Here is a 25,985-nt window from a genome sequence, read left to right on the forward strand (position 1 = left end):
TTAAACCCAAATTTGAATGTACGATTATTTTAGTGGAAAATTAGCGTTTAAAGCGCCAACACATGTTATCCTCGAAACAGGCGGAATTGGGTACCATATTCACATATCACTCACCACCTTTTCATCTATCAAAGATCAAGAGCACTGCAAATTATATGTCTCTTTTCAGGTACGTGAAGATTCCCAAACACTGTATGGCTTTGCTACAGAAGCAGAACGTCAGTTGTTTAATCACTTAATCTCCGTATCCGGCATCGGTCCCAATACCGGCCGCATGATGCTATCTTCTATAACTCCAGAGGAAATACAATCCGCTATTATTAATGGGCAAGTTCAGGTTATTCAAAAAATCAAAGGTATCGGTCCAAAATCCGCGCAACGAGTGATATTGGAACTGCAAGATAAATTAAAGAAACAAGGACCGGATGCCCTTATTCCAGTTACTAATACCAAACAATCTACTTCCGGAGAGGCGCTCTCAGCGCTCCTTATGTTAGGCTTCACCAAACAGCAGGTTGATAAAGTGCTCGGAACACTCGTACTGGCTAACCCGGATCAAACGGTCGAGGAGTTAATCAAAATGGCCTTAAAGCGGCTTTAATAACCGTCTCCCTGCGCGAAAACGCGAAACCAACGATGCGGTGTTTTGTTAAATTGCCACATTACCCGTTATCCGTTCTTTTACCCATGGAATCCCGAACATGCTTTCTTATCTTTGTCATCAATAACGACAAAAATAATGGCAGAGGATTTAAGCATTGCAACAGGCACTAAGGAGCAGCAGTACAACCTACTTACCAAACAAATCGCGGCTTTGGTGGAGGGTGAAAGCGACACGATCGCTAACTTGGCGAATATAGCTGCAGCACTCAAAGAACAATTTAATTTTTGGTGGGTAGGATTTTATCTTGTAAAACATGATCAACTAGTCCTAGGACCATTCCAGGGACCTGTAGCCTGCACAAGAATCGCATATGGCCGCGGGGTGTGCGGCACGGCGTGGAAAGAGAAAAAGACTCTTATCGTTGATGATGTCGATAACTTTCCCGGACACATCGCCTGTAGCTCGCTGTCTAAATCCGAAATTGTCATCCCCATAATCCTCGACGATAAGTGTGTGGCGGTACTCGACGTGGATAGTGAAAACTTATCACATTTCGATCAAATAGACGCAGCGTATCTAGAAGTTATTCTCCAAAAAGTGGATTTCTCAAAATTATCGCATTGATTTGGTGGGCTAAAGGTTACCCGATAAGTCCCAAACCTTAATTATTTTATCGTCGCCAGCGGTCACCAACCGATCTCCGATCCATATTGCCGTATTAATTGATAAACGGTGTCCGTCTTCGCTTCCACGTTCACGGCTAATATTCTTACGTAACGCGAGGCTCGGCGTGTCCCATAATTTGATAGATTTATCACGACTGATGGTCGCAAGTATCGGTAAATTTCGGTGAGGAATTGCCGCATAGACGGTGAACATATGAGCGGAAATCGTTTCTTTACTCGTTAAATCGAATAAATTCAACTGATGTAGTTTCGCATCGCGACCACCAGAGTACAAGTAAATATCATCAACAACAAGTGTGGTAACGGGCATTGAATGCACCTTAGACTTAGTGACTTCCTTAAAGTCGGATACATCATATAAATGAATAACCCCGTTCTTGTCACCAAACACAATGTGGTTCCCGCCGCTGTAAAGTGCCATACAGCGAACTGCCGTCTCCGCTACACGAAAATTATACAACAGTTCAAATTTATCGAGTGACCAAACGTATGCCACCCCTTCCTCACCGATAGCAACGAGTTCATTTTTTTCATGTATCGACTGCACCGAAAAAATAGCTCCCTTACCTGTCAGAAGTTTTGCCACCAGCCGCTGCTCGTTAATATCGACAACCCAGACTTCCCCCGAACGCAGTCCTAGTACTAAGATTTGTTGTTCTTGAAGTAAATGTAGCGCATATACCGAGGCCGGAACCGCACATAGAATACGACGGAACTTCCCTTCTGAAAGATCCCATTCCACTACTCCCTTATCGTTGCCTGCCGAATAAAAAGTAGAAGAATCCAAACCGGCAGATAACGCGAAAATCGGGTTCTGATGCCCTTGTAAGTTTTGGGATAAAGTAAGATCAATCATAAGATAACGTATAAAAAATCAATGGCCAGAGCAAAGCTATCGTACATACACATACGATAGCAGGCGGATTGAATAGGTTCAATTAAATGTAGTAAATTAAAGTCTACGGTCGATTTTGGTGTCTGGACTCCAAATTTTTAGCAATTGTATTCAAATCGAGCCCTTTTTCACGTATTAACACGATTAAGTGAAAAAGTAAATCAGATGATTCGTTAATAAAATCTTCTTCAGTCTCGGCCAAAGCAGCAATAACGGTCTCCACACCCTCTTCCCCAACTTTTTGAGCAATTTTATTTAGCCCTTTTTCGCGAAGGCGATTCACATACGAACCCGCCTCGGGAGTATCAAACCGCTTATTAACGACACGTTCCAATTCGAATAAGAAATTTTGATTATACGACGTATCAAAACAGCTGCGGGCACCTGTATGGCACGTTGCTCCGACTGGTTTGGCTTTGATCAAAATCGTATCGTTATCACAATCGATATGCGTGGATACCACGTTCAGAAAGTTTCCGCTTTCTTCGCCCTTTATCCATAAGCGCTTTTTACTTCGTGAGTAGAACGTCACTTGGCCTTGGCTTTGCGTCTTTTCCCATGCCTGCTCGTTCATGTAGCCGAGCATCAATACCTCGAGTGTTTGACTATCCTGAACGATAACGGGAACTAAACCGTCTCCCTTTGCAAAATCTACCATAGTAATTATGTAATTAAAAAATAAAGCATGCCACAGCCTATTCTACTGTGTATGCATTTACCGAACAACCGTACCTGCTTTACGCAGGGCACCTTTTAGTTCGGGTATTAGAATCTCTCCATAGTGAAAAACAGACGCCGCTAGTGCAGCATCCACATTTGTCTGTTCAAAGACATCCAAAAAGTGTTGTACATTCCCTGCCCCGCCCGAAGCGATCAACGGTATATGTATGGAGCTATTGATACGCTTTAAAAAGGAATTATCAAAACCTCCCTTTGTTCCATCGTGGTCCATCGAAGTAAGCAAAATTTCCCCAGCACCACGGCTTTCCGCCTCTTGTATCCAGTCTTGGGTATCGATATCCGTCTTATCGCGACCACCGCGCAAATGTACATAGTTCTTTTCGTTAACCACGCGCGTGTCGACAGCGACAACGACAAATTGACGTCCGAAAGACTTTGCTAGGTCGTCGATTAATTTTGGATTTCGAACCGCAGCGGAATTAATTGATATTTTATCGGCCCCCGCGTTTAAAAGTATCTCCGCATCGGCAAGTTCGTTAATTCCACCTCCGATGGTAAAAGGAATATTTATTTGACGGGCAACCGCGCTGACTAGATCAATCGTTGTTTTACGTTTCTCGTGTGTTGCGGTGATATCCAAAAACACCAATTCATCCGCGCCTTGTTGCGAGTACTGCCAGGCAAGCTCCACCGGATCACCAGCGTCACGTAAATCAACAAAATTCACGCCCTTTACTGTACGGCCGTCCTTCACATCCAAACATGGAATGATACGTTTGGCTAACATAATTAAAATTTAATTAGCGATTTTAAATTCCAATCCTTGATCTCCTCGATCGTTATTTTATTCTCATAAATTGCTTTTCCGACAACACAAGATTCCATGCGACCTAAGGATTCAAGCGATTTAATATCTTCCATCGAACTAATACCACCCGAACCGATCAATTTGATAATTGGGGAATGATCAAGCAGCTTCTCATAAAGTTCAATGCCCGCACCTCCAAGCTTACCGTCCTTACTAATATCAGTACAAAGGAAGCGAAAGAACCCCAGCGCCAGACATTTATCGATGTATACAATGAGCTTAATCGGAGAGCTTTCCAGCCAGCCCGAATACTTGATCACTTCATCAAGGACGTCGATCGCTATCACGATATGATCTGCATACTTTACACGACCTTCGTTAAGCTTACTTAAATCCTCTAAAAAGGATGGGTTGGTAATGGCTTGTGTACCTACAATAACGCGATAAATGCCAGCATCAACAAGCTCCTTGACCTTTTCAATACTACGCACCCCCCCACCGTATTGTACTTTCATCTCCGTTTTACGGATAATTTCGAACAGGTAATCCTGATTACTAAAATCACCTTTTGCACCATTCAGGTCAATGATATGAACGATCTCCGTTCCGTTAGCGTGATATTTCTTAATCTGTTCTTCCAAGGAAATTTCATACGTGGTAACATCGCTGTAGTTACCTTCACGTAAACGGACGACTTTCTTGTCCAAGACATCAATAGCAGGAATGATATACATATCTATAAATTAGTAAATGCAATAATTATAATAAATTCAATTTTCTCCTATAACCGGGAGAAATTCTTCAGTAATTGTTCCCCGGCAACGCCAGACTTTTCCGGATGGAACTGTACACCAATAAAATTATTGTGCTCAATAGCCGCTGAAAAGTCAATCCCATAGTGACATATCGCTGCCGTATACCGCGGGTGTTCCTCAATATAATAAGAGTGTACAAAATAAAAGTAGCTTTTATCTGCTATATCTTGAAAAATAGCGCTGTCCTTTTTCGGAGATATACTATTCCAGCCCATATGCGGCACTTTCCCCGCTAATTGTTTATCAAAATGTAACGTCCGAATCGGCATAATGTTGAGCAAATCCGAATTACCCTCCTCGGAAAACGCGGTCAGTAATTGCATTCCTACACATATACCTAAAACAGGTTGCTCCAGCTGATCTATCCGGGCGGCTAACCCCGATTCATGAAGCTTATTCATGGCCGAACCTGCATGACCAACACCAGGGATTATAATATGATCATAAAGATCAAAGGCATTTTGATCATTGATCATACCGTAACCAATATTCAAACGGTCTAATGCCGCGGTTAAAGAAAAAATATTCCCCGCCCCGTAGTTAACTATTCCAATCATAATTATTCGAGATTCAAATCTCTTTTTATTCCTATAAGACTCCCTTTGTACTAGGAAGTTGCATATTCTCCACATCTCGGCGTACGGCCATTTTTATCGCTTTGGCGAAACCTTTAAAAATCGCTTCTATTTTGTGATGTTCGTTCTCACCCTCAGCTTTAATATTTAGGTTTGATTTAGACGCATCCGAAAATGATTTAAAAAAATGAAAAAACATTTCTGTCGGCATATCGCCAATTTTCTCGCGATTAAATTCGGCATCCCAGACAATCCAGTTACGCCCGCCAAAGTCGATAGCTACTTGCGCTAGACAATCATCCATCGGCAGCGTAAAGGCATAACGTTCAATTCCACGCTTATCTCCCAATACTTTAAGGAAGATCTCTCCTAGGGCGATGCCGGTATCTTCGATCGTGTGGTGTTCATCAATATGTAAATCTCCTCGGGCTTTCACCACAAGATCTATAGCTCCATGACGTGCAATTTGATCAAGCATATGATCAAAAAATGGTAAACCCGTGTCAATATCTGCTTTACCGGAACCGTCGAGATTCAATTGGATATAGATATCTGTCTCATTGGTCTTTCGGTGGTGCTCACCGCTACGTGTGGACAGCTTCAGGAATTCGTATATGGATTTCCAGTCTGTCGTTTCTAAAGCGACCGATGCAGCCTGAATTTGCAGGTTTTCGGCTTGCCCAAGGGTTTCATTTTCCCGAATCCATATTGCTTTGGCACCCAAATTTTCTGCGAGTTTAACATCATTTACACGATCACCGATAACGAATGATTCGGTCAAATTGTATCGATCGGTATTAAAATACTCCCCCAGCATACCGATTCCGGGTTTACGCGTAGAAGCATTCTCATGGGGAAACGTTTTATCAATATGCACCTTAGCGAATTTAACGCCCTCGGCAGCAAACGTATCAACGATAAATTGATGCACCGGCCAAAAGTTTACCTCGGGGTGTGAATCCGTGCCTAATCCATCTTGGTTGGAAACCAAAATAAGCTCAAAATCTAGTTCCCTAGCTATCCGTGGTAAATACTGTAACGCTCCAGGGTAAAATTTAAGCTTCGCAAACGAATCTATTTGCTCATCTTCTGGTTCTAAAATCAACGTTCCATCACGATCGATGAACAAAATTCTTTTCACTAAATCAGACATAATATCTATAGTCAATCTAATATTCTTCTAAAATATACCGCATACGACGGCCAACTTGGGCTGATGTACACGTTTGAATCTCACTAATTGCTCTCCTTGTAGAAGCTATGGATAGCATTTAATATTATTTTATTTTCATCGGGCATACCCACTGTTAAACGTAAACAACCTGCGCAAAGTTCCACTTTAGATCGGTCACGAACAATAATGCCACGGTCCACCAAATAAGCATACAGTTCACTCGGTGCATTTAATTTGACGAGCACAAAGTTAGCCTCAGAAGGCGTAACGTGGTGTACCTGCTGGATGTCGATTAACGCCGAGATCAGTTTCTCACGCTCGAAGACCGTTTCCTTAATCCACTCATTTACCACGTCTACTCGCTCGAGTGCTTCCAGAACGATATCTTGGGTCGCTTGATTGATATTATAAGGTGGTTTTATTTTATTAAACACAGCAATGATATCGGTGCTTGCAAACGCTATCCCTAAACGCAATCCGGCTAGTCCCCATGCTTTTGACAAGGTCTGTAAAACCACAAGGTTCGAGAATTCCGCTAAATCCTTGGTAAAAGAGAGTTGTTTAGCATAGTTTATATAAGCTTCGTCAATCACAACGATCCCGTCAAAATTCACTAAAATAGTCTCAATATCTTGACGGTTTATGCTGTTTCCGGTGGGGTTATTTGGCGAGCAAATAAAAATCATTTTAGTGCGTGCGTCGATCGCCTCAGCAATGCCATCCAGATTCAACTGATAGTCGGGCGTTAAGGGCACCTTTTTACACTGTACGTTATTAATATTTGCCGACACTTCGTACATTCCGTAGGTCGGCGGCACTAAAATAACATTATCCACTCCCGGTTCGCAGAATGCTCTATACAAAATATCGATAGCCTCATCACTGCCATTTCCTAGAAAAATATTTTCTGCGGGCACACCTTTAATTTGATGAAGTCGATTCTTTACTCTATGCTGCTTCGGGTCTGGATACCGATTATAATTTCTGCTATAGGGTGAGCCAAACGCGTTCTCATTTGCATCCAATAGCACGGACGCCTCGCCGTTGAACTCATCTCTAGCGGACGAATAAGGTACCAATCTCTTAATATTATCCCTCAGCAAAGTGGTTAGGCTAAAAGGCTTTGTCATATCATTTTTTTTGAATTTGTAAATATGGGGAAAAATCTACAAAATCCCTATACTAAAAACCACTTACCTTGTTCAGAAAGGAGGGTATTAGCAAACACAGGTTTAGCCTCCAGCAAAAACGGTTGTAAATCTTTATAGCGAGCCGAGTAATGCCCCAGAAGCAACTGCCCTGCATGTACCGATTGGGCGACTGTAGCTGCCTGCAGGGCGGTAGAATGGAACGTTTCTGTCGCACGGTCCGCAAGAATCTCAAGAAATGTGGCCTCATGATACAATAAGCTAACATTTCGGATAGCGTCATGGTAACCATCCCACATTTTTGTATCCGAGCAAAATGCATAGCTACGCGGATCAGGCGCGGCAAACGTAAGTTCTTGGGCACGGTGCACTGTACCATCCTCGGACACGTAATCAATTCCCTTCTTAAGCATCTTCAAATACGGAGTTGGGATATTTAATTCCTCCACCTTTTCCATGTTCAGTGGTGCCGCGCGCTTACCTTCATCAAAGCGAAAGCCGGTGCAATCCACGCGATGTTGGAGGGGAAAACTGCTTACCGTCAATTTCGGTAGTTCCAAAATAACTTCGGCATTTTTCGGATTGGTAGGGTGAAAAATTAGGTCGTAACGTAAATGTGTATCAGAATACTTGAACTGTAGATCAAGAATCTCTTTGAGCGCAGCGGGTCCATAAAGGTGCAAATCTGACTTTCGCCCCATCAAGTGCTGCGAGGACAACAGTCCGACCAACCCCAAATAATGGTCACCATGCAGATGACTTATAAAAATATGGTTGATCCGGTTACTCCGGATCCCATAGCGAAAGAGCTGCATTTGGGTTCCTTCGCCGCAGTCTATCAAAAACAACTGCTCGTTGAAGTTAACAACTTGGGAGGTAGGATGACGGCCATACATAGGGGTAGCTGAACTATTCCCTAAAATAAGGACTTCGAACCGACTCATGCCTGTTCTTCTTTCAAATCTAATCGAATTTCATTACCAAAAATCATATCCTCCGCTTCGCTAACCGAGCGTGTGATTTTGAAATAGTCGGTCATACGTGCCAATTTCAACATATCGATCAATTCTTGGTTTAATCCAGTGAGAATAAACAAACCTCCTGAAGCTTTGCATAGCCTACGCGCCAGTAATCCCATACGGAGTACATCTTCATCAGCACGATTGACTTGACCAAGGTTTAGTACGATATTACGCTGCCCGCCAGTATTGCGCAACATGAACTCTCCCTTCAGTTTACTCGCTCCCTTGCCATCCAATACTTCTGTTAGTGGCTCAATGATTACATATCGTTCGTGTTTTTCTACCGTAAACTTCATAAGTGACAAAAATTAACATTATTTAATTCATAATGTGCGGGGAATACCCATAATCATGACTTCTAAAATAGCAATTCCTTTTGACTTGCCGACTAAAACCAAAAGGAATTGTTATGCTTAGCCTAGTTTTTCAAGCGCTTTTGTAATATTTGTTTCTAATCGAACACGTACATCACCGGCCGATGGATACTGAAACTTTTCACCGGTTATGTGTTCAAAAAGTTCAATATAACGCTCAGATATGGACGAGACGATTTCCCCTGTCATCTTGGGCACTTGTTGCCCCTGTCGACCTTGAAACCCATTTTCAATCAACCATTGTCGCACAAATTCTTTCGAGAGTTGGCGCTGAGGCTCATTTTTCTCTTGGCGCTCGCTATACCCTTGTGCATAAAAATAACGCGAGGAATCTGGGGTATGAATCTCATCCATTAAGTAGATAATATCGTCGCGCTTTCCAAACTCATACTTTGTATCTACAAGGATTAGTCCGCGTTCATTCGCTATTTCGACCCCACGTTGGTACAATGCGCGCGTATAGTCCTCGAGTTGTTCGTAATCCACTTCGCTTACGATCCCTTGTTTAATAATTTCCTCACGGGAAATATCTTCATCATGCCCCACGGACGCTTTGGTTGTCGGTGTGATAATAGGCTCGGGTAACCTGTCATTCTCTTTCAATCCATCAGGCAAGACCACACCACAAAGGGTTCTACCACCGGCTTTATAGGTTCGCCAGGCATGCCCAGCTAAATACCCCCGGATGACCATTTCGACCTTAAACGGCTCACAGCGGTAACCGATGGTTGCGCTTGGATCGGGAACAGAGACAACCCAATTGGGAAGAATATCGGTGGTTGCAGCAAGAAATTTCTCAGCGATTTGATTTAGCACCTGCCCTTTGTAGGGAATCGCTTCCGGCAGAACTACATCAAATGCTGAAATCCTGTCGGAGGCTATCATTACTAAATATCCACCTGCGATATCGTATACGTCACGTACTTTACCCTTGTAAAAGGACCGCTGCCCTTGAAAATTAAAATTTGTTTCTTTTATTGCATTCATAATGGTACCGTGGCAAGCACGTCCTTCGTTTTAATTTTTTAAATATCTCCGTATGCTTCTAATATACGCCGAACCAGTTTATGGCGTACAACGTCTGCTCCGCTCAACTGTATGACCTCGATGCCTTCAATGCTATCAAGCAATTTCACAGCCGTAGCGAGTCCGGATTGAATCCTCTTCGGTAGATCAATCTGCGTGAGGTCACCCGTTACGATAAATTTAGCGGTAGGGCCCATCCTGGTGAGGAACATTTTAAGTTGCATATCGGTCGCATTTTGCGCTTCATCCAAAATTACAAAACAATTATCTAAAGTACGTCCTCGCATGAACGCCAGCGGCGCAATCTCGATCACCCGCCGCTCGAGTAGGTCTTTAAGCTTCTCTGCTGGAATCATATCATCCAGGGCATCGTACAAGGGGCGTAAATAAGGGTCAACTTTTTCTTTCAAATCACCCGGCAAGAATCCTAAGTTCTCCCCAGCTTCCACAGCTGGCCGGGTTAAGATGATACGTTTAATTTCCTTATTACGAAGTGCGCGCACGGCAAGCGCAACAGCGGTGTAGGTCTTACCCGTACCCGCAGGGCCTATAGCAAACAATATATCGTTTTTTACGATACTATCCACCATCCGCCGTTGATTGGGCGTTCGCGCACGAACGATTATACCATTTGGCCCATAAACGATTGGCTCTCCCTTGAAGGCAGTTGGTTCCCCTAATTTCTTTTCGTCCTTCGCTGAGTCATTACTAGGCGCTTTCCCCACCAAATCTTCCAATGCATTTTCATTGAGCGATTGAAATTGCTGAATATGATCCAATATTCGTTCAAAAACCTGCTTAAATCGCTCCTGTTCGATCTCCTCACCGAGCACTTTAAGTTCGGTACCTCGCGCTACTAAGCGGAGTTTTGGAAAGCCCTTTTTTATCAGTTCGAAATGCTCATTCTGAGCGCCCCATAACGTAATTAAGTTTACGTCTTCTAGATTAATTATAGCTTCATTCAAATTATTTTGGGTTTTGTTCTTTGGTATTAAATATAAGTGTTTTTTCGCTGTTATTTATCGGAAACTAAAAGAACTCTTTACAAACTTTTGTCTGCAAGCAATTTATCAATTCAAAAATACAAACAATTATCATCAACTTCATTGGAAGATCTAAAAAAGCTTATTTTAACAAATACCATAGGCAATATTGCATATTCTTTTATTACTTTTGTGGTTCGCTTTTACAAAAAGAAGTTCACCACATTATTATAAGATTTTAGTATCTTCAGAGGTACACTATGGGAGTAATCACGCTTACAACAGACTTAGGACACCGCGACTTTTACCAAGCAGCGTTAAAAGGCAGCATTATTTCACAGTTGCCTGATGTTCGTATTGTGGACATTACCCATGAAATCCCCTCCTTCGATATCCAAAGAGCTGCCGTGGTTATGCGCAATGCATTTCGCTACTTCCCGCAAGGAACAGTTCACCTTATTGGAATCGACACGGTTTTCCAAGAGGGGGCTCATTATGCCATGATGAAGTACGAAGACCACTATTTCGTCGGAGCGGACAACGGTATCTTCAGTATAATTTTGGGCGAAAATGATGCACAAGAGTTATTTGAAATTGACATCATGCAAGACTTGCGCTATTTGCATTTTCCGCTTGCTGACATCCTCACCAAAGCGGCTTGCCATATCGCAAACGGCGGTAAACTCGAAACCATCGGGCAGCCGATGGAACGCTCCTTAAAAAGAGTTATGATCCAGCCCTACGTGAATGGGAACAGCATCAAAGGGCATGTCTCCTATATCGACTCATTTGGCAACGTGATTAGCAACATCAGCAAAGATTTGTTTAACGAAGTGCAGCGTGGGCGTAGCTTCAAGTTACATTTCAAACGCAATGAAACGATAAACAGTTTGAGCTGGCACTACAACGAAGTACCCGAAGGAGAAAAGTTATGCCTGTTCGGTATTAGCAATTTCTTAGAAATCGCTATAAACAAAGGGCATGCCAGCCGACTACTAGGTTTGCAACAAGATGAAATTATCATGGTGGAATTCACCTAATTACAAACACATTAATCCATTTCTTTTTCAAGGCGTCTAATTGCTCGGGATTTAAAACCCGGCAAACAAAATATTTAGTATGCAAAAATCAAAAAACATTCTGCCTTTCTTGATTATGTTATTATGCATAACCAAGATGGACCAGGTCTGCGCGCAGTTAAATGTTAACAACGACTCACTCACCTATGAGAAGCAGCGTGAACGGGTGAATCAGTATTTAGACGATCGAAGCAAACGGTTCGCGGATTTCGACACAAGTCTAGAGCAAAAAACAGGCGTTTTTGGGATTTTCAAAACCAAAGGTGATATGCAAAAGTCAATTGACATCCTTAAACAGGTCGTCATCACTGACAATAAAATTTTTCTAGAAACCAAAAAGCTACTGGATCTCAAGAATTACGAAAGTGAGCGCTATGCAGCTTTAGCTACGGAATATGACAATCAGGTCTCGGCGTACATGAAAACGATTACCAAACTTCAAAACGAAAATGAGAAGCTACGCGGAGAGATTGGTTTGCTCGACACGAAAGACCACGATAGTAATGTGTTCGATTATTTCCTTATTGCTGTTATAATCATACTCTTAATTACCTTATATCGAATCTATAACCAAAACAAGGACAAAAAATTGACGAAAGAGTGATATGCACCGGTAAATAATACCGTATTTTTGGCATTAAATTTTCAATACGGATGGCGAGAGCACAATTGAACAGTGGTAATACACAGTCGGACGACTTACCCAAACCTAAGCTAAATAAGGAATTACTTAAGAAAGCGGCGCGGATACTCACCTACCTACGGCCATTTCGTGGGCAATTTATTTTGGGAATGTTATTCTTAACGCTTTCGAGCTTAACGATGCTTACGTTCCCGGCTTTATTAGGAGCGATGATTGACGCTGCGCAAGGCCGCCAGACTTACACGTGGCTCCCGGCAAGTTTATATTCAATTGGAGGGATTTCAATTACTATCCTACTCTTTCAATCTATTGTTTCGTTTGGCCGCATACGCCTATTCGTAGAAATCGCTGAAAAAGCGCTGAGCAATATCCGAAAAGACACTTATCACAAATTGATAACATTGCCGTTTGAATTTTTCGCCAATCGGCGCGTCGGGGAGTTAAACAGCCGACTGTCCTCCGATTTAGCCCAAATTCAAGATACGTTAACTACTACGCTCGCAGAAATATTACGGCAAACGATCTCGCTGGCTTTTGGGGTTGTACTGCTAATTTTTGTATCGCCAAAATTGGCATTAATGAACCTCTGTATACTTCCAGTAATTGTCATCACTGCAATTATATTTGGACGCTTCATCCGTAATTTATCGCGCCAGGCGCAAGACAAACTCGCAGATTCCAACAGTATTGTTCAAGAAACGCTACTGGGTATTAGCAATGTTAAAGCATTCGTTAATGAATACCACGAATCCCAGCGCTACTCGAGTAAGCTAGATGCCGTGGTCGCATTAGCCGTCAAAGGCGCCACCTACCGCGGAATATTTGCTTCTTTTATTATCTTTTGCATTTTTGGAGCTGTGATTGTCGTCATCTGGTACGGTGCAACACTCGTGTCGGCCGGTGAAATTAGTGTTGGAGATTTAACAACATACATCCTTTATTCGATGTTCGTCGCAGGGTCGATGGGGAGTTTCCCCGAATTATATGCCAACGTGCAACGCTCCCTTGGAGCGAGCGAACGCGTCATGGAAATACTCGATGAACAGGCTGAAAACATCCAGGTCTCCGAAGAAAATAAGACAATAACCATCCCAATTTACGGAAATCTGGAATTCAAAAACGTAGGTTTCAGTTACCCATCACGCCCGGACATTCAAATCCTTAAAGACATTTCCTTTAAAATTGAAGCCGGACGAAAACTAGCGATTGTTGGCCCGAGTGGCACCGGGAAATCTACCATAGCTTCATTGATATTACAATTCTACAACCCAACCTCGGGAACAATAAGTTACGATAACAAACCGAGTGAAAGTTTTTCCTTGACGGACATCCGTAATCAGGTAGCAATTGTTCCCCAAGACGTCTTGCTCTTTGGCGGAACAATCCGTGAAAACATCGGATACGGAAGACTTGACGCCGATGCGCAAGACATCGTAAATGCTGCCGAGCGCGCCAATGCACATGCGTTTATTATGAGTTTTCCACAGGGCTATGATACATTGGTGGGTGAACGAGGCGTCAAACTCTCTGGTGGTCAGCGCCAACGTATCGCGATCGCTCGCGCACTGCTTAAGGATCCATCAATTTTAATACTTGATGAGGCAACCTCTTCGCTGGATTCCGAATCGGAACGACTCGTACAGCTCGCCTTAGAGGAACTCATGCGCGAACGTACATCAATCATCATTGCACATCGATTGAGCACCATAAAAGACGCCGATCAAATTGTCGTCGTAGAGAATGGAAAAGTTTCCGAATCGGGTAGCCATGAAGAACTTATAATCAAGCATGCAGGACTGTATCGTCACCTGTATTCCCTACAATCGGCACAAAAAATAGAAAACTAAAAAGCCTTCGTTAAAATTCTGTTAAATCAAACTTTAACAAAACCTTTTCTATATTCTCCTGTTAGTTTAGTATATTAGGTTAGGAACAAAATAAAGTTATAAATCATGGAAAATAAGAACGGATTAGTCGCATTTGCACTATTAGGGTTAGCAGTAGGAACTGCAGCTTATTATTTATTAGGAACAGAGGATGGAAAACGTCAATTAGATCGTGCTAATGAAGGAATAAAAGGGTTGACCGATTCGCTTAAAGATTTATCAGAGAAAGAATCGAAAAAAGCCGCAAAATTAGCCAAATCTGCAAAATCAGAATTAAAATCGTTTAAAAACAAAGCGAAAGATGCTGGTAAACAAGCCATGGATGTTGCATCCGAGAAAGCTAGTCAATGGGCAAGTAAAGCATCGGAGGCTGCAAACAACGCTGAAAGTCACGCACAGGACGCCATTGCCGATGCGAAGTCTGAGATCGGGAAATCCTAATTCAAATTGATCGAAAAGAAGTTTTCAAGGTGAAGTATTTGTATCTTTGCATTGAAAATGAACATTCTCCAACAGGTTAAAACATTAGTATATAAAGATATCATACTCGAGTGGCGTTCAAAACACGCTATCAACGGTATTTTATTATATGTTGTATCTACGGTATTTGTCTGCTACCAAGCATTTAAGTCCGTAGATACACTTGTTTGGAACGCACTATTCTGGATCATTCTGCTTTTTGCTAGCATCAATGCGATTAGTCGAAGTTTTATCCAGGAGAGTTCGTACCGACAGCTTTATTATTACACCATTATAAATCCGCGAGCAATTATCCTTTCCAAGATAATATATAACAGCTTGGTCATGGTGGTGCTATCCACGATTGCATACGCCGCATACTCGGTAACATTCAACAATCCTGTTGGCGACCCTTTCCTTTATCTTGTCGCTGTTTTTTTAGGGAGTATAAGTTTCGCTTCGGTATTCACGATGGTTTCGGGTATCTCTGCAAAAGCAGGAAACAATAGTACGCTGATGGCCATTCTCAGTTTCCCCGTCATCATTCCGCTGCTTATTGTTTTAATCAAATTATCTCAAAATGCCCTCAGCGGTCTGGACAGAGCGGTTAGTAGTGGTGAGGTTTTCGTACTCCTGTCAATTAATGTAATTACTGTTACAATTTCTTTATTGTTATTTCCGTACCTTTGGCGTGATTAATTCTTCAATTTCAGACATGAAAAAATCTTGGTGGAAAATTTTAGGGCTTGTCATGGTAGCGATATCTATAGTCGCTGGTCTGCTAGGTCCCGTACCCGTATTACCTATATTACACGAAACAATTCGGAACATCTATTTCCATGTTCCTATGTGGTTTGCCATGATCATCTTGTATTTAATTTCAGTTATTTACAGTATAAAATACCTAAACTCAGGCAAAGTTGAACATGACTTAATGGCTGTTGAAGCCGTAAATACCGGCATCATATTTTGCGCTATGGGTTTATGCACAGGCATGCTATGGGCAAATATCACCTGGGGGGAACCTTGGCCTAACGACCCAAAACTTAATGGTTCGGCCATTGCCACTTTAATGTATTTAGCATACCTAGTATTGCGCAACGCCCTGGAAGAAGAACAGAAAAGAGCAAAAATTTCCGCGATATACAATATTTTCGCATTCCCGGTAATGGTCGTACTTCTTTATATCCTTCCCAAAATGACCGACTCATTACACCCCGGAAGTGGAGGAAATGGTACGTTCAGCGATTTGGATATGAACGACCAAATACGGCCTATATTTTACACGGCAGTAATCGGCTGGATACTTATTGGAACATGGATCTGTTCGCTACGTTACCGCATGCGACTCATCGAATTAAAAAGAAATCAAATAGATTAACAAAGTTTATATGAAAAAGATAACAGCAGCTCTGGTTTCCCTTTTATTATCTACATCTTTTGTCTTTGCGCAAGGTGATATTGAAATGGCAACTGGCTTACGCAGTTCAGGTAAAATATATGTAGTAGTACTTGTACTGCTTACCATTTTTGCACTATTAGGGGTATTCCTATTTAGCCTAGAACGTCGTATAAAAAAACTAGAAAAGTAAGCCAAAAAAATGCTCATCAACCACCACAGGAAGTTCACGCCATTAAACATGCTGTCGGTATCTATTGTTGGCTTAGCACTCTGCGTAGGGGTTTTCCTGCACTTACCACATAAAATTACGCCGATATTATTAGAACCTGCGGTTCATAATTTGATTGGTGTGCGTATCGGCAAGAACTTCTCGCCTGGTGTGAACGTGTTTATCACACTTCTTCTTACACTCATGCAGGCATTCTTCTTAAACCGTATCGTTAACTCTTTCAATTTCTTGGGTAAACCAAATTTCTTGGTCGCATTGATGTACATGACCCTAGTGAGTCTGTTCACACCCTTCTTGGTACTCTCTCCCCCAGTAATCTGTAACTTTATCGCCATCTGGATGCTTTGGAAGCTTTTCGACCTCTACAAACAGCATGAAGTAAAAAGCTTAATGTTCGATCTGGGAATGATCGTGGCATTGGGTAGCTTAATCTACTTCCCCTTTATCATCATGCTCGCGTTACTTTGGGTCTCCTTAATTATTTTTCGAGCGTTCAATTGGCGCGAATGGATAACCCCTCTGCTAGGCTTCATTACGATATATTTCCTGTTAGGGGTTATCTATTATTGGATCGGCCGTATTGATGAATTTTACGCCATCTTCAAACCACTTAGTTATTCTTTCCCCACGGAGTTCACGTTAAATATATACGATTACATCGTCGTGGTACCAATTATCGTCGTGCTGCTCTATTTTCTCGTGGTATTGAAAGAACATTTTTTCAAAAGTGTCGTCCATCTGCGTAAAGCTTTCCAGTTACTTTTTTTCATGGTAGTATTGACTCTGGGGTCATTTTACATGAACGAGCACATTACCGTAAACCACTTCCTACTTTGCGCACCTCCTGTATCGATATACCTTGCATACTATTTTACGCACGCCCAAACGAAGTGGGTTTATGAGTCCCTTTATGCAATTATTATACTGACCATTGTCTATTTCCAGTTCTTTTAACCTCTGGGAGGTAAATGTGTCGCACTCCACTAGACAAAATCGCAAAATACTGAAGGACACTTCGTTAACCTTTTTTAACAAATAGAACTAACGGAATAATTAAAAATTAGATAGTTTTGTAACAAATTTTTAGGGTCTGTACACTTTCAAAATTGAAACAATGTACAAGCCAAGCGATGAAAAGAGACCTAAAAATGAATATCATAAGCTCTATTCGCTAAAATGCAACACATACAAATATGCACAAACATTCAATAGGTAGTTTTACTAAAATCGTACTAAGTCTATTTTCAGCGGTATGCTTACTAGGGGTACAAGATGGCTATGGCCAGAAATCCACTTCGCACTCCCCTTATTCGCAGTTTGGACTTGGACAAATGCGAGAGGACCTCTTACCACAAACTCGTGCTATGGGCGGTATTTCAAGCGGTGTGCGATACCTATCGGGAATTCCTACATTCAATATCGCCAATCCGGCTTCCTATTCCGCACTAAACAGAACGATACTTGAAGCTGGAATGTATGGTAACATTACAGAATTAACAAAAAATAATAAATCAGACAATACTGCAGATTTTGCATTTAGTCATTTAGGTATCGCCATACCACTGAGTAAATTTGGAGGCATGGCCTTCGGGTTAATCCCTTATTCGGACGTAGGCTATTCTGCCGCTTCCTCCGAATCAATCGATTCGCTCAATTTTAACAAAAAGGTAAATGGTGAGGGGGGCGTCAATAAAGCATTTATCGGTTATGGCGTTTCCCCGATAAAAGGTTTGAGTGTTGGAGCGAACGTCGGTTTACTATTTGGAAATTTATACGACATTACACGGGTTGAGTTTCCGACCACGGCAGCATCTTACTACACGCAATTAAAAGAAACACGGAATATTCACGGTGTAACAGTGGATTACGGTGTGCAATATAGTAAATCACTTGGTAACAAACTTAACCTTACGGTTGGTTATAACGGATCATTAAACAATTCGATCACCGAGAAAACATCTCGGCTGATAACGCTTACCGACCGCTCAACGGATTCAGACTTCGAGGCTCCTCCATTAGATACCACAAGCAATAATGCGACCGGTTCAAGGAAAATAAATTTACCGTTGAAGCACAACTTCGGATTCACCTTATCTAAAGGATATAATTGGATGGTCGGTGCCGATTTCAAATACGCCGATTGGTCTGATTTCCAAGTTCGTGAGGGAGAAAATAATCTAGGGAAAAGCTATGGCGTGGCAATTGGTGGTCAGATAAAACCAGACCCTACTTCGGTACGCTACTGGAACCAAGTGGATTACCGCGTGGGCTTTAGGTATCAGCAAACACCGGTAACTTACCACAGTCAAAAAATCAATGATATGGCAATCTCCGTAGGAATGGGATTTCCGCTGCCGGAAACAAACTTCGGTCGAACTTTTTCGCAAATAAATATTTCTGCCGAATTTGGTCAGCAAGGTACCTTGAAAAATAACTTGATCCGAGAACGTTATATTAACTTGAACATAGGGTTTACGATTAATGACTCGTGGTTTATCCGTCGTAGCTTAGACTAAAATGCTTTATAAGCAAATAAACATAAAAAAAAAACTGCCCCGAATAGTACTGTTGTTACTCGGGGCAAGTTTCTTAATGGCATGTGAGAATGATCTTCGTGATGTCGAGAAGATCGCAAACATCCAGCAGGAAGAAAATGTCAATGTTTCCAAAGACGTAATCGTTGTCTATAGTGATTCGGCAACCGTTAAAGCTGAACTCAAAGCACCCGAGTTACGCGAGTATCCAGATAGTGTGGGCGCGTACGAATTTAAAAAAGGCGTGGTTATCCGTTTTTTTGATGATCAAGGTACCGAAACGCAACGTATCAAGTCTGATTATGCCATCCAGAAGATAAAACAGGGACTCACCGAGTTTCGTAACAACGTTGTTATCCACATGGCGAATGGCTCCATTATAAAAACCGAGGAGCTCTATTACGACGAAAAGAAAGCGATTTATTACAATACCGTCCCAATTACTTTTGATTTCAAAGACGATCGCGGTAGCCTACAAGCCACTTCTTTCATCTCCGACACGGATTTCAATCAAATTGATGGACAAAACATGACTGGCTATTATATACCATCAGGGGAACAGCAGCTTCCATCATTTGGTCAATAAACCGTCGCGTAACAAAAGTTGCGTATCAAAAAACACCAACTTATGTTTGGCCTCTCCGTATTTTTTTACAATATTTTTCATAAAATTTGTATCTTCGCCTTTATTTTAGTGACACTAAAGTAAATAACTGAAATTAGCATTTACAATAAACACAGTATATAGACTATGGGATTAATGAGCTTTTTGCGTAACCGAGCAGGACTAGTTGTTACGGTCATCGGTTTAGCAATTGTTGCGTTTTTATTGGGAGATATCATAAACTACGGTACCCCATTTTGGATGAAGAATCAAAATCAAGTTGGTAGTGTCAACGGGGAAGCAATGGACTACCAAGAATTCAATGCGCAAGTGGAACAAACCACTGCAATGTACCAACAACAAATGGGAGGTGCAGCTTCGCCTCAAATCCGCAATTATGCAGTACAACAGGTATGGAATCAATTCTTGTCGCAAGGATTGTTAAAGCAAGAAATCGAAAACATAGGTCTCACCGTGAGTAAAGATGAGTTAAACAACTTAGTTACTGGAAGCACCCCATCTCCACAAATTGTTCAAGCATTCACCAATCCAGAAACGGGCGTGTTTGATAAAAATCAATTGAACAACTTTATTGCTCAAATTAACACCCAAGGCACACCAGAAATGGTTCAACAATGGGAAATGTTATTAGCGAATATCAAGTCAGATCGTTTGAACCAAAAATACTCAAACCTACTCGCTAATAGTGTTTATATAACATCATTAGAAGCGGAAAACGAGTATACCCAAAGAAATAAGCTCGCAAATTTCAAATATTTAATGCTCGATTACTCGTCCGTTAAAGACGCAGAAATCAAATTGACTGATGCAGACTACAAAGCCTATTACGATACGCATAAAAATGGATTCAAAAATCCAGAAGAATCAAGAACCGTTCAGTACGTTCTGTTCGATGCGCGCCCCACGGCGAACGACACCGCTGCGACAAAATCGACTATAGATCAATTAAAAACCGAACTTATTAATTCCAAAACAGATTCGTTATTTGCCTCGATAAATTCAGACAACAAGTATCCGTACACCTACCTCCAAAAAGGACAGGTAAGCCCTGCATTGGACTCAGTGATCTTCAACGTACCGGTAGGAACGACTGTCGGTCCATACCTATCTGATGGTGCTTATGAGATCGCCAAAGTGACTGATGCAACGTTCAGTCCAGACTCGGTTCAAGCATCTCATATCCTATTAAACGCAACGGCAGAAGGTGGTGTTGATAAAGCAAGTGCAAAAGCAGACTCGATTAAACAGCTAATCTTATCCGGAGAAAATTTCGGTGGTTTAGCAATCCAGTTCAGTACAGATGAAGGTAGCAAAGTCAATGGAGGTGATCTAGGCACATTTGCGCGCGGACAAATGGTACCTGAATTCGATGAAGCTGTATTTTCAGGAAAACCGGGTGAGGTGAAAATTGTAAATAGCCGCTTCGGAACACATATTATCAAAATCGAGCGTCAAGTCGGCAACTCCAAAATTGTTAAAGCAGCGATTGTAGACAAAACAATCAATGCAAGTAAAGCCACTACGGACGCTGCTTATGCGAAAGCAAACAGCTTCTTCGCCGAAGCCAGTAAAGGAGACATTGCAGAAGCGGCAAACAAGCATAGCGTAAAACTTGACAAAGTTGACCGCGTGGTCGCCATGGATAACAACTTCAATGGTGTTGAAGTTTCTCGCGAGTTAGTTCGCTGGATTTTCGAGGCTGAAAAAGGAGCGACATCGGACAAAGTATACGAAACAGATCAACATTTTGTCGTCGCTAAAGTTGAAAAGATCCAACCAAAAGGACTGCTTTCTTTAGATGCGGTAAAACCGAATATCGAAGCGCAAGTTAGAAACGAAGTGAAAGCTAAAATGTTAACAGAGAAATTAACTAACGCACTCAAGGGTGCTTCCGACATCGATCAAGCAGCACAAAAGCTTTCTAAATCAGCCGTTGCCGCAGAAAACATTGTTTTAGCCAACCCTGTACTTCCCGGCGTGTCTTTAGAACCAGCAGTCGTAGGAACAGCATTTGGACTTCAACCGAACAAACTCTCAAGCCCTATCAAAGGTATGCAAGGCGTGTACGCGGTGCAGGTTACAGGGTTCACCAATCCCAAAGAACTTGTTTCAAGCGAGCTAGAAACACAAAAACAGCAATTGCAAACAAGTCGGAGCCAAAGTGCATGGTCGTCGATCTTCCAAGCGCTACAAAACAATGCAAATATAGATGACAATCGAATTAGATTCTATTAAGATATAATCATTAACTTTATAGCCGGGCAAATATTGTCCGGTTTTTTTATATAAATACAAATGGATATCCAAGAAAACATCGTTAACAAAGTAGCACAAAGCGGCTTAGTGACCATTGATTTAGCGACATATGCCCCTAAAGAGGATATACAGGTATATGACATCAAAGATAACCTCTTTCACGGCCTGCTTTTGAAGGAAAAAGACTTTCGTACATTTATCAAAGAACACGATTGGAGCCAATACACAGGACTACATATTGGGATTGTGTGCTCCACCGATGCTATCGTGCCAACGTGGGCATATATGCTTCTAGCCAACAAACTCGAGCCCTATGCGAAATCCGTTCATTTCGGAGACAAAGATACCGTACTAGAGAATCTCTTTATACAATCGCTTGATACGATCGATTACAACACCTACCAAGACGCGCGGGTAGTCGTAAAAGGATGTGGAGAGATCTATATTCCAGAATCAGCATTCATCAAGTTTACCTTGGGACTGAGTAAAGTAGCCAAGAGTATGATGTATGGTGAGCCTTGCTCGACCGTACCGGTATTTAAGCGTAAATCTTAAACTTTCGATGCGTCTAGCTGTCCAAAACGATATGAGATACTTTTCCTTAGTGCTGATTTTCATTCTAGGGGCAAGTCTTGCCGGCTTTGCACAAACTCTCCCCTATCTACCGAACCCGACGTATCAAGATGGTGAAAAATTAACTTACAAACTCAAATACGGTATTATTTCGGCTGCGACAGGCACATTAAAAATCGAGAACTCAAAGCTCCGTTTCAGCAATCCAAACGCGTTTCATCTTTCTGCTTTTGGCGAAACCTCGGGGGCTTTCTCTGTTTTTTACACGGTGAAGAACCAATACGATTCGTATATCGATGGAGATACGTACCTTCCGTACCTTTACACGGAAGACATTCATGAGGGAAGCTACACAAGGAGTGAATACGCCACATTCGATCATAGAAATAAAAAAGTATCGGGACGAAAAGGAACGTTTACGAGTCCCAACAACCAATTTTTCGATCTGCTATCCGCATATTATTTTTCACGTAATTTAGACCTCTCTTCACTTGTTAAAGGGGACAAGTTTAAACTCACTTATTTTCTAAACGATGAGGTCGATCAACTCGGGGTTGAATATATAGGGGTCGAGAAAATAAAGACTTCTTTAGGTACGATTGAATGCATAAAACTTAGTCCAGAGATAAGTCCTGGACGTATTTTCAAAAAAGACAGCCGCTTATATCTTTGGGTGACAAACGATGGAAATCGGATCCCAGTAAAGGCGCAAGTAGAAATTATAATCGGCTCGGTAACCATGGAGCTAGTAAGCGCCAGTGGGTTGAAATACCCCTTAGGTAAACGCGTAAGTTATTCAAAATAATACAGTAAAATGATTGAAGTTGGTCATGTTTTAGTCCATGAGGATCTCATAAAGAATGAGTTCGTCTGTAATTTAACTAAATGTAAAGGTGTTTGTTGTGTGGAGGGTGATGCTGGTGCGCCGCTCGAAGCCCGTGAAACAGACATCTTAAAGGAAGTATATCCAAAAGTAAAGTCATACATGACCGAAGCCGGAATCAAGGCTATCGAAGAACAAGGTACACATGTAATTGATGCAGACGGCGACCTAACAACAACCTGTGTCGACGGAAATAAAGAATGCGCCTATGTAACCTGGGAAAATGGCATCACCAAATGTGCCATCGAAAAGGCTTTTGAACATGGCGACGTAGACTGGAAAAAGCCAATTTCATGCCATCTCTACCCGATTAGGACGACCCAATACCCGGAGTTTGAGGTATTGCACTACGACCGCTGGCACATATGCCACGACGCTTGTACCTTCGGAAAAGAACTGGGCGTGCCGGTGTATCAATTTTTAAAAGACCCCCTGACCCGAAAATATGGTGAAGAATGGTATAAAGAATTGGAATTAGCCGCCCGAGCGTATTAAATCTATTTCTTATATTTATTGCAATTTTAACCGTTTAATTGACATGGTTTATTAGCCATTTTTCATGCTGAAATTAAAAAATATACAAACACCTATAGCAGAAGAACTTGAGATTTTCGAGAAACGTTTTAAAGAATCGATGAAAAGTTCCGTTCCTCTGCTAAATAGAATAACACAATATATTATTAAGCAAAAAGGAAAACAGATGCGTCCGATGTTTGTTTTCCTATCGGCGGGTTTATGTGGAAAAATCAATGATTCAACCTATCGTGGAGCGTCACTGGTAGAACTCCTACATACAGCCTCGCTCGTACATGATGACGTGGTGGATAATGCGAATGAGCGCCGGGGACTTTTTTCAATAAATGCACTATGGAAAAATAAAGTAGCCGTACTGGTTGGCGACTATCTATTGTCCCAAGGTTTACTGCTATCGGTCAAACACAATGAACATGGTCTTTTAAAAATCGTATCTGAGGCAGTCGAACAAATGAGTGAAGGCGAGCTCCTCCAAATTGAAAAGGCTCGAAAACTCGATATCAAAGAAGATATTTATTTCGAAATCATTCGGAAAAAAACAGCTTCCTTAATTGCTTCCTGTTGTGCCAGTGGTTCGTTGTCCGCCGGTGCAGACCCACAGCAAGTGAAACTACTGCACACTTTCGGGGAAAACGTTGGTATCGCTTTTCAGATCAAAGATGACTTATTTGATTTCGGATTGGACGATGTAGGCAAACCACTGGGCAATGATATCAAGGAAAAGAAGCTGACTCTCCCACTGATTTATGCTCTTAAAACGACAACGAGCTCTGAGAAGCGCCGAATTATCAAACTCGTAAAGAACCATAGCGACAACAAAGAAAAGGTCGCTGAAGTGATCGAATTCGTTCGCAGTAGCGGAGGAATGGAATATGCAACGCGTAAAATGCTTGAATATCAAAAACAGGCCTTCGAGATCTTGCGCCAATTCCCAGAAAACACATACCGTACGGCATTGGAACAGCTTGTTCGGTTTACAACGGAAAGAAATAAATAGAAATATTATGAGTCACGAATTATTGTTTTTTGCAGGTTTTATCATCTTCATAATTATCATGTTGGCGATCGACCTAGGTGTGTTTTCCAAAGGAAACAAACCGGTCACCCTTAAGGTTGCGGCAATTATGAGCGGAATATGGGTGCTCTTTGCACTCTTGTTCGGACTTGTATTGTACATATGGGGGAACGAGCTTCATAATATCCACGATTTTGCTGCATTAAAGGAGGTAATCGCACGTCATTATCATAACATCAAGGTGAACGAGAACGATTTAGCGGCCAGCATGCAACTATATAACAAGACATTAACGATAGAATACTTGACTGGATACGTGGTTGAATACGCGTTATCAGTCGATAATATCTTCGTCATGGTACTTGTTTTCTCATCCTTCGGTATACCAGAGAAATATTACCATAAAGTACTCGTATGGGGAATCATCGGAGCAGTCGTATTACGTTGTATATTTATCTTCGTTGGCGCTGCCCTTATTGCGAAATTCGGATGGATACTTTACGTATTTGGTGCCTTCCTCGTATATACAGGAATCACGATGTTTATCAACCGTAATAAAGAAGAAGAAGTTGACCCACAAGGACACCCGGTTGTCAAATATGCCTCTAAGATTTTTAAGGTAACACCTAGTTTCTCCGGTGGAAAATTCTTCCATATGGAAAATGGCGTACGTTACGTCACTCCTCTATTTTTGGTGCTTTTGGTGATCGAATTCACCGACCTTATTTTCGCTGTGGACTCTATCCCGGCTATATTTTCAATCACCAAAGACCCTTACATCGTATTTTTCTCCAATATTTTCGCAATTTTAGGCTTACGTTCGATGTTTTTCTTACTCGTGAACATAATCCACAAGTTCCATTACCTGAAAGTTGGCTTAGCGTTTTTATTGGTGTTTATCGGCGTGAAAATGTTGTTTCACAGTTGGTTGGAATCGATGGGCTTCGAAACAATCCATTCATTGATAATCATTATTGGTATATTAGTCATCAGTGTGGTGGCTTCACTGATGTTTCCTAAAAAACCGAACATTTCAGCCTAGCACCTCGATTTAAGACGAAAAATAATCAATATAT

29 protein-coding genes are annotated in these 25,985 nt (G+C 41.7%); 18 read left to right on the forward strand and 11 right to left on the reverse strand.

Annotated features, from left to right (window positions below; genetic code table 11):
- The first annotated feature begins 16 nt into the window (after positions 1–16).
- Positions 17–601, forward strand: a complete 585-nt coding sequence (gene ruvA, locus FM107_RS07465) for a Holliday junction branch migration protein RuvA (protein WP_086947869.1) — start codon at positions 17–19, stop codon at positions 599–601.
- A 138-nt stretch (positions 602–739) separates the two neighbouring features.
- Entirely contained in the window at positions 740–1,228 is a 489-nt protein-coding gene (locus FM107_RS07470) for a GAF domain-containing protein (RefSeq protein WP_086947870.1), read from the forward strand.
- Between the two features lie 9 nt (positions 1,229–1,237).
- Here FM107_RS07470 and FM107_RS07475 read toward each other — a convergent pair whose 3' ends face one another.
- The 11 genes from FM107_RS07475 to FM107_RS07525 form a co-directional block, all read right to left on the reverse strand.
- Positions 1,238–2,146, reverse strand: coding sequence for a WD40 repeat domain-containing protein (locus FM107_RS07475; RefSeq protein ID WP_086947871.1), 909 nt, complete (start codon positions 2,144–2,146; stop codon positions 1,238–1,240).
- Positions 2,147–2,249: 103 nt separating this feature from the next.
- Positions 2,250–2,843 carry a bifunctional phosphoribosyl-AMP cyclohydrolase/phosphoribosyl-ATP diphosphatase HisIE gene (gene hisIE, locus FM107_RS07480; RefSeq protein WP_086947872.1) on the reverse strand — a complete coding sequence of 198 codons (594 nt, stop codon included), beginning with the start codon at positions 2,841–2,843 and terminating at the stop codon, positions 2,250–2,252.
- A gap of 57 nt (positions 2,844–2,900) precedes the next feature.
- Positions 2,901–3,653 carry an imidazole glycerol phosphate synthase subunit HisF gene (gene hisF / locus FM107_RS07485; protein WP_086947873.1) on the reverse strand — a complete coding sequence of 251 codons (753 nt, stop codon included), beginning with the start codon at positions 3,651–3,653 and terminating at the stop codon, positions 2,901–2,903.
- A gap of 2 nt (positions 3,654–3,655) precedes the next feature.
- Complete coding sequence (locus FM107_RS07490) at positions 3,656–4,408, reverse strand: HisA/HisF-related TIM barrel protein (protein ID WP_086947874.1); 753 nt, start codon at positions 4,406–4,408, stop codon at positions 3,656–3,658.
- Positions 4,409–4,455: 47 nt separating this feature from the next.
- A complete protein-coding gene (hisH, locus tag FM107_RS07495; protein WP_086947875.1) occupies positions 4,456–5,046 on the reverse strand; it encodes an imidazole glycerol phosphate synthase subunit HisH in 591 nt (196 codons plus the stop codon).
- A gap of 31 nt (positions 5,047–5,077) precedes the next feature.
- Positions 5,078–6,205, reverse strand: coding sequence for a bifunctional histidinol-phosphatase/imidazoleglycerol-phosphate dehydratase HisB (gene hisB / locus FM107_RS07500; protein WP_373407992.1), 1,128 nt, complete (start codon positions 6,203–6,205; stop codon positions 5,078–5,080).
- A 95-nt stretch (positions 6,206–6,300) separates the two neighbouring features.
- The gene (gene hisC / locus FM107_RS07505; protein WP_086947877.1) at positions 6,301–7,368 is read right to left on the reverse strand and encodes a histidinol-phosphate transaminase; all 1,068 of its coding nucleotides are present in this window, start codon (positions 7,366–7,368) and stop codon (positions 6,301–6,303) included.
- A 47-nt stretch (positions 7,369–7,415) separates the two neighbouring features.
- A complete protein-coding gene (locus tag FM107_RS07510; protein WP_086947878.1) occupies positions 7,416–8,330 on the reverse strand; it encodes a ribonuclease Z in 915 nt (304 codons plus the stop codon).
- Positions 8,327–8,704: an STAS domain-containing protein gene (locus FM107_RS07515; protein WP_086947879.1), complete on the reverse strand. Its 378-nt coding sequence runs from the start codon at positions 8,702–8,704 to the stop codon at positions 8,327–8,329. Before FM107_RS07515 ends, FM107_RS07510 begins: the two co-directional genes overlap by 4 nt.
- A gap of 117 nt (positions 8,705–8,821) precedes the next feature.
- Positions 8,822–9,769 (reverse strand): phosphoribosylaminoimidazolesuccinocarboxamide synthase, encoded by a 948-nt coding sequence (locus tag FM107_RS07520; RefSeq protein ID WP_086947880.1) that lies wholly within the window; start codon positions 9,767–9,769, stop codon positions 8,822–8,824.
- A 38-nt stretch (positions 9,770–9,807) separates the two neighbouring features.
- Positions 9,808–10,773 carry a PhoH family protein gene (locus tag FM107_RS07525; RefSeq protein ID WP_086947881.1) on the reverse strand — a complete coding sequence of 322 codons (966 nt, stop codon included), beginning with the start codon at positions 10,771–10,773 and terminating at the stop codon, positions 9,808–9,810.
- Positions 10,774–11,051: 278 nt separating this feature from the next.
- On the opposite strand from FM107_RS07525, the gene FM107_RS07530 reads away from it, so the two are divergent.
- From FM107_RS07530 to FM107_RS07605, 16 genes are all read left to right on the forward strand, one after another.
- On the forward strand, positions 11,052–11,831 hold the full coding sequence (locus tag FM107_RS07530; RefSeq protein ID WP_086947882.1) for an S-adenosyl-l-methionine hydroxide adenosyltransferase family protein: 780 nt from the start codon (positions 11,052–11,054) through the stop codon (positions 11,829–11,831).
- Positions 11,832–11,910: 79 nt separating this feature from the next.
- The gene (locus FM107_RS07535) at positions 11,911–12,474 is read left to right on the forward strand and encodes a hypothetical protein (protein ID WP_086947883.1); all 564 of its coding nucleotides are present in this window, start codon (positions 11,911–11,913) and stop codon (positions 12,472–12,474) included.
- A gap of 50 nt (positions 12,475–12,524) precedes the next feature.
- A complete protein-coding gene (locus tag FM107_RS07540; RefSeq protein WP_086947884.1) occupies positions 12,525–14,360 on the forward strand; it encodes an ABC transporter ATP-binding protein in 1,836 nt (611 codons plus the stop codon).
- A gap of 105 nt (positions 14,361–14,465) precedes the next feature.
- Positions 14,466–14,840 (forward strand): hypothetical protein, encoded by a 375-nt coding sequence (locus FM107_RS07545; protein ID WP_086947885.1) that lies wholly within the window; start codon positions 14,466–14,468, stop codon positions 14,838–14,840.
- A 57-nt stretch (positions 14,841–14,897) separates the two neighbouring features.
- Positions 14,898–15,557, forward strand: coding sequence for a heme exporter protein CcmB (locus tag FM107_RS07550; RefSeq protein ID WP_086947886.1), 660 nt, complete (start codon positions 14,898–14,900; stop codon positions 15,555–15,557).
- 16 nt (positions 15,558–15,573) lie between these two features.
- Positions 15,574–16,239, forward strand: a complete 666-nt coding sequence (gene ccsA, locus FM107_RS07555) for a cytochrome c biogenesis protein (RefSeq protein ID WP_086947887.1) — start codon at positions 15,574–15,576, stop codon at positions 16,237–16,239.
- Positions 16,240–16,249: 10 nt separating this feature from the next.
- Positions 16,250–16,450, forward strand: coding sequence for a CcmD family protein (locus FM107_RS07560; protein ID WP_086947888.1), 201 nt, complete (start codon positions 16,250–16,252; stop codon positions 16,448–16,450).
- A gap of 9 nt (positions 16,451–16,459) precedes the next feature.
- Positions 16,460–17,443: a DUF6427 family protein gene (locus tag FM107_RS07565; RefSeq protein WP_086947889.1), complete on the forward strand. Its 984-nt coding sequence runs from the start codon at positions 16,460–16,462 to the stop codon at positions 17,441–17,443.
- A 239-nt stretch (positions 17,444–17,682) separates the two neighbouring features.
- The gene (locus FM107_RS07570; RefSeq protein WP_086947890.1) at positions 17,683–19,005 is read left to right on the forward strand and encodes a hypothetical protein; all 1,323 of its coding nucleotides are present in this window, start codon (positions 17,683–17,685) and stop codon (positions 19,003–19,005) included.
- Position 19,006: 1 nt separating this feature from the next.
- A complete protein-coding gene (gene lptC / locus FM107_RS07575) occupies positions 19,007–19,609 on the forward strand; it encodes an LPS export ABC transporter periplasmic protein LptC (protein ID WP_086947891.1) in 603 nt (200 codons plus the stop codon).
- 165 nt (positions 19,610–19,774) lie between these two features.
- Positions 19,775–21,883 carry a SurA N-terminal domain-containing protein gene (locus FM107_RS07580; protein ID WP_086947892.1) on the forward strand — a complete coding sequence of 703 codons (2,109 nt, stop codon included), beginning with the start codon at positions 19,775–19,777 and terminating at the stop codon, positions 21,881–21,883.
- A gap of 60 nt (positions 21,884–21,943) precedes the next feature.
- Positions 21,944–22,459 carry a DUF2480 family protein gene (locus tag FM107_RS07585; RefSeq protein ID WP_179204424.1) on the forward strand — a complete coding sequence of 172 codons (516 nt, stop codon included), beginning with the start codon at positions 21,944–21,946 and terminating at the stop codon, positions 22,457–22,459.
- Between the two features lie 31 nt (positions 22,460–22,490).
- Positions 22,491–23,282 carry a DUF3108 domain-containing protein gene (locus FM107_RS07590; protein ID WP_086947981.1) on the forward strand — a complete coding sequence of 264 codons (792 nt, stop codon included), beginning with the start codon at positions 22,491–22,493 and terminating at the stop codon, positions 23,280–23,282.
- 9 nt (positions 23,283–23,291) lie between these two features.
- On the forward strand, positions 23,292–23,855 hold the full coding sequence (locus FM107_RS07595) for a DUF3109 family protein (RefSeq protein ID WP_086947894.1): 564 nt from the start codon (positions 23,292–23,294) through the stop codon (positions 23,853–23,855).
- 64 nt (positions 23,856–23,919) lie between these two features.
- Positions 23,920–24,891, forward strand: coding sequence for a polyprenyl synthetase family protein (locus FM107_RS07600; RefSeq protein WP_086947895.1), 972 nt, complete (start codon positions 23,920–23,922; stop codon positions 24,889–24,891).
- Between the two features lie 7 nt (positions 24,892–24,898).
- Entirely contained in the window at positions 24,899–25,951 is a 1,053-nt protein-coding gene (locus tag FM107_RS07605) for a TerC/Alx family metal homeostasis membrane protein (protein ID WP_086947896.1), read from the forward strand.
- Positions 25,952–25,985: the final 34 nt, after the last annotated feature.

This window comes from Sphingobacterium sp. JB170 (assembly GCF_900163865.1).
In the GTDB taxonomy this organism is placed as follows: domain Bacteria; phylum Bacteroidota; class Bacteroidia; order Sphingobacteriales; family Sphingobacteriaceae; genus Sphingobacterium.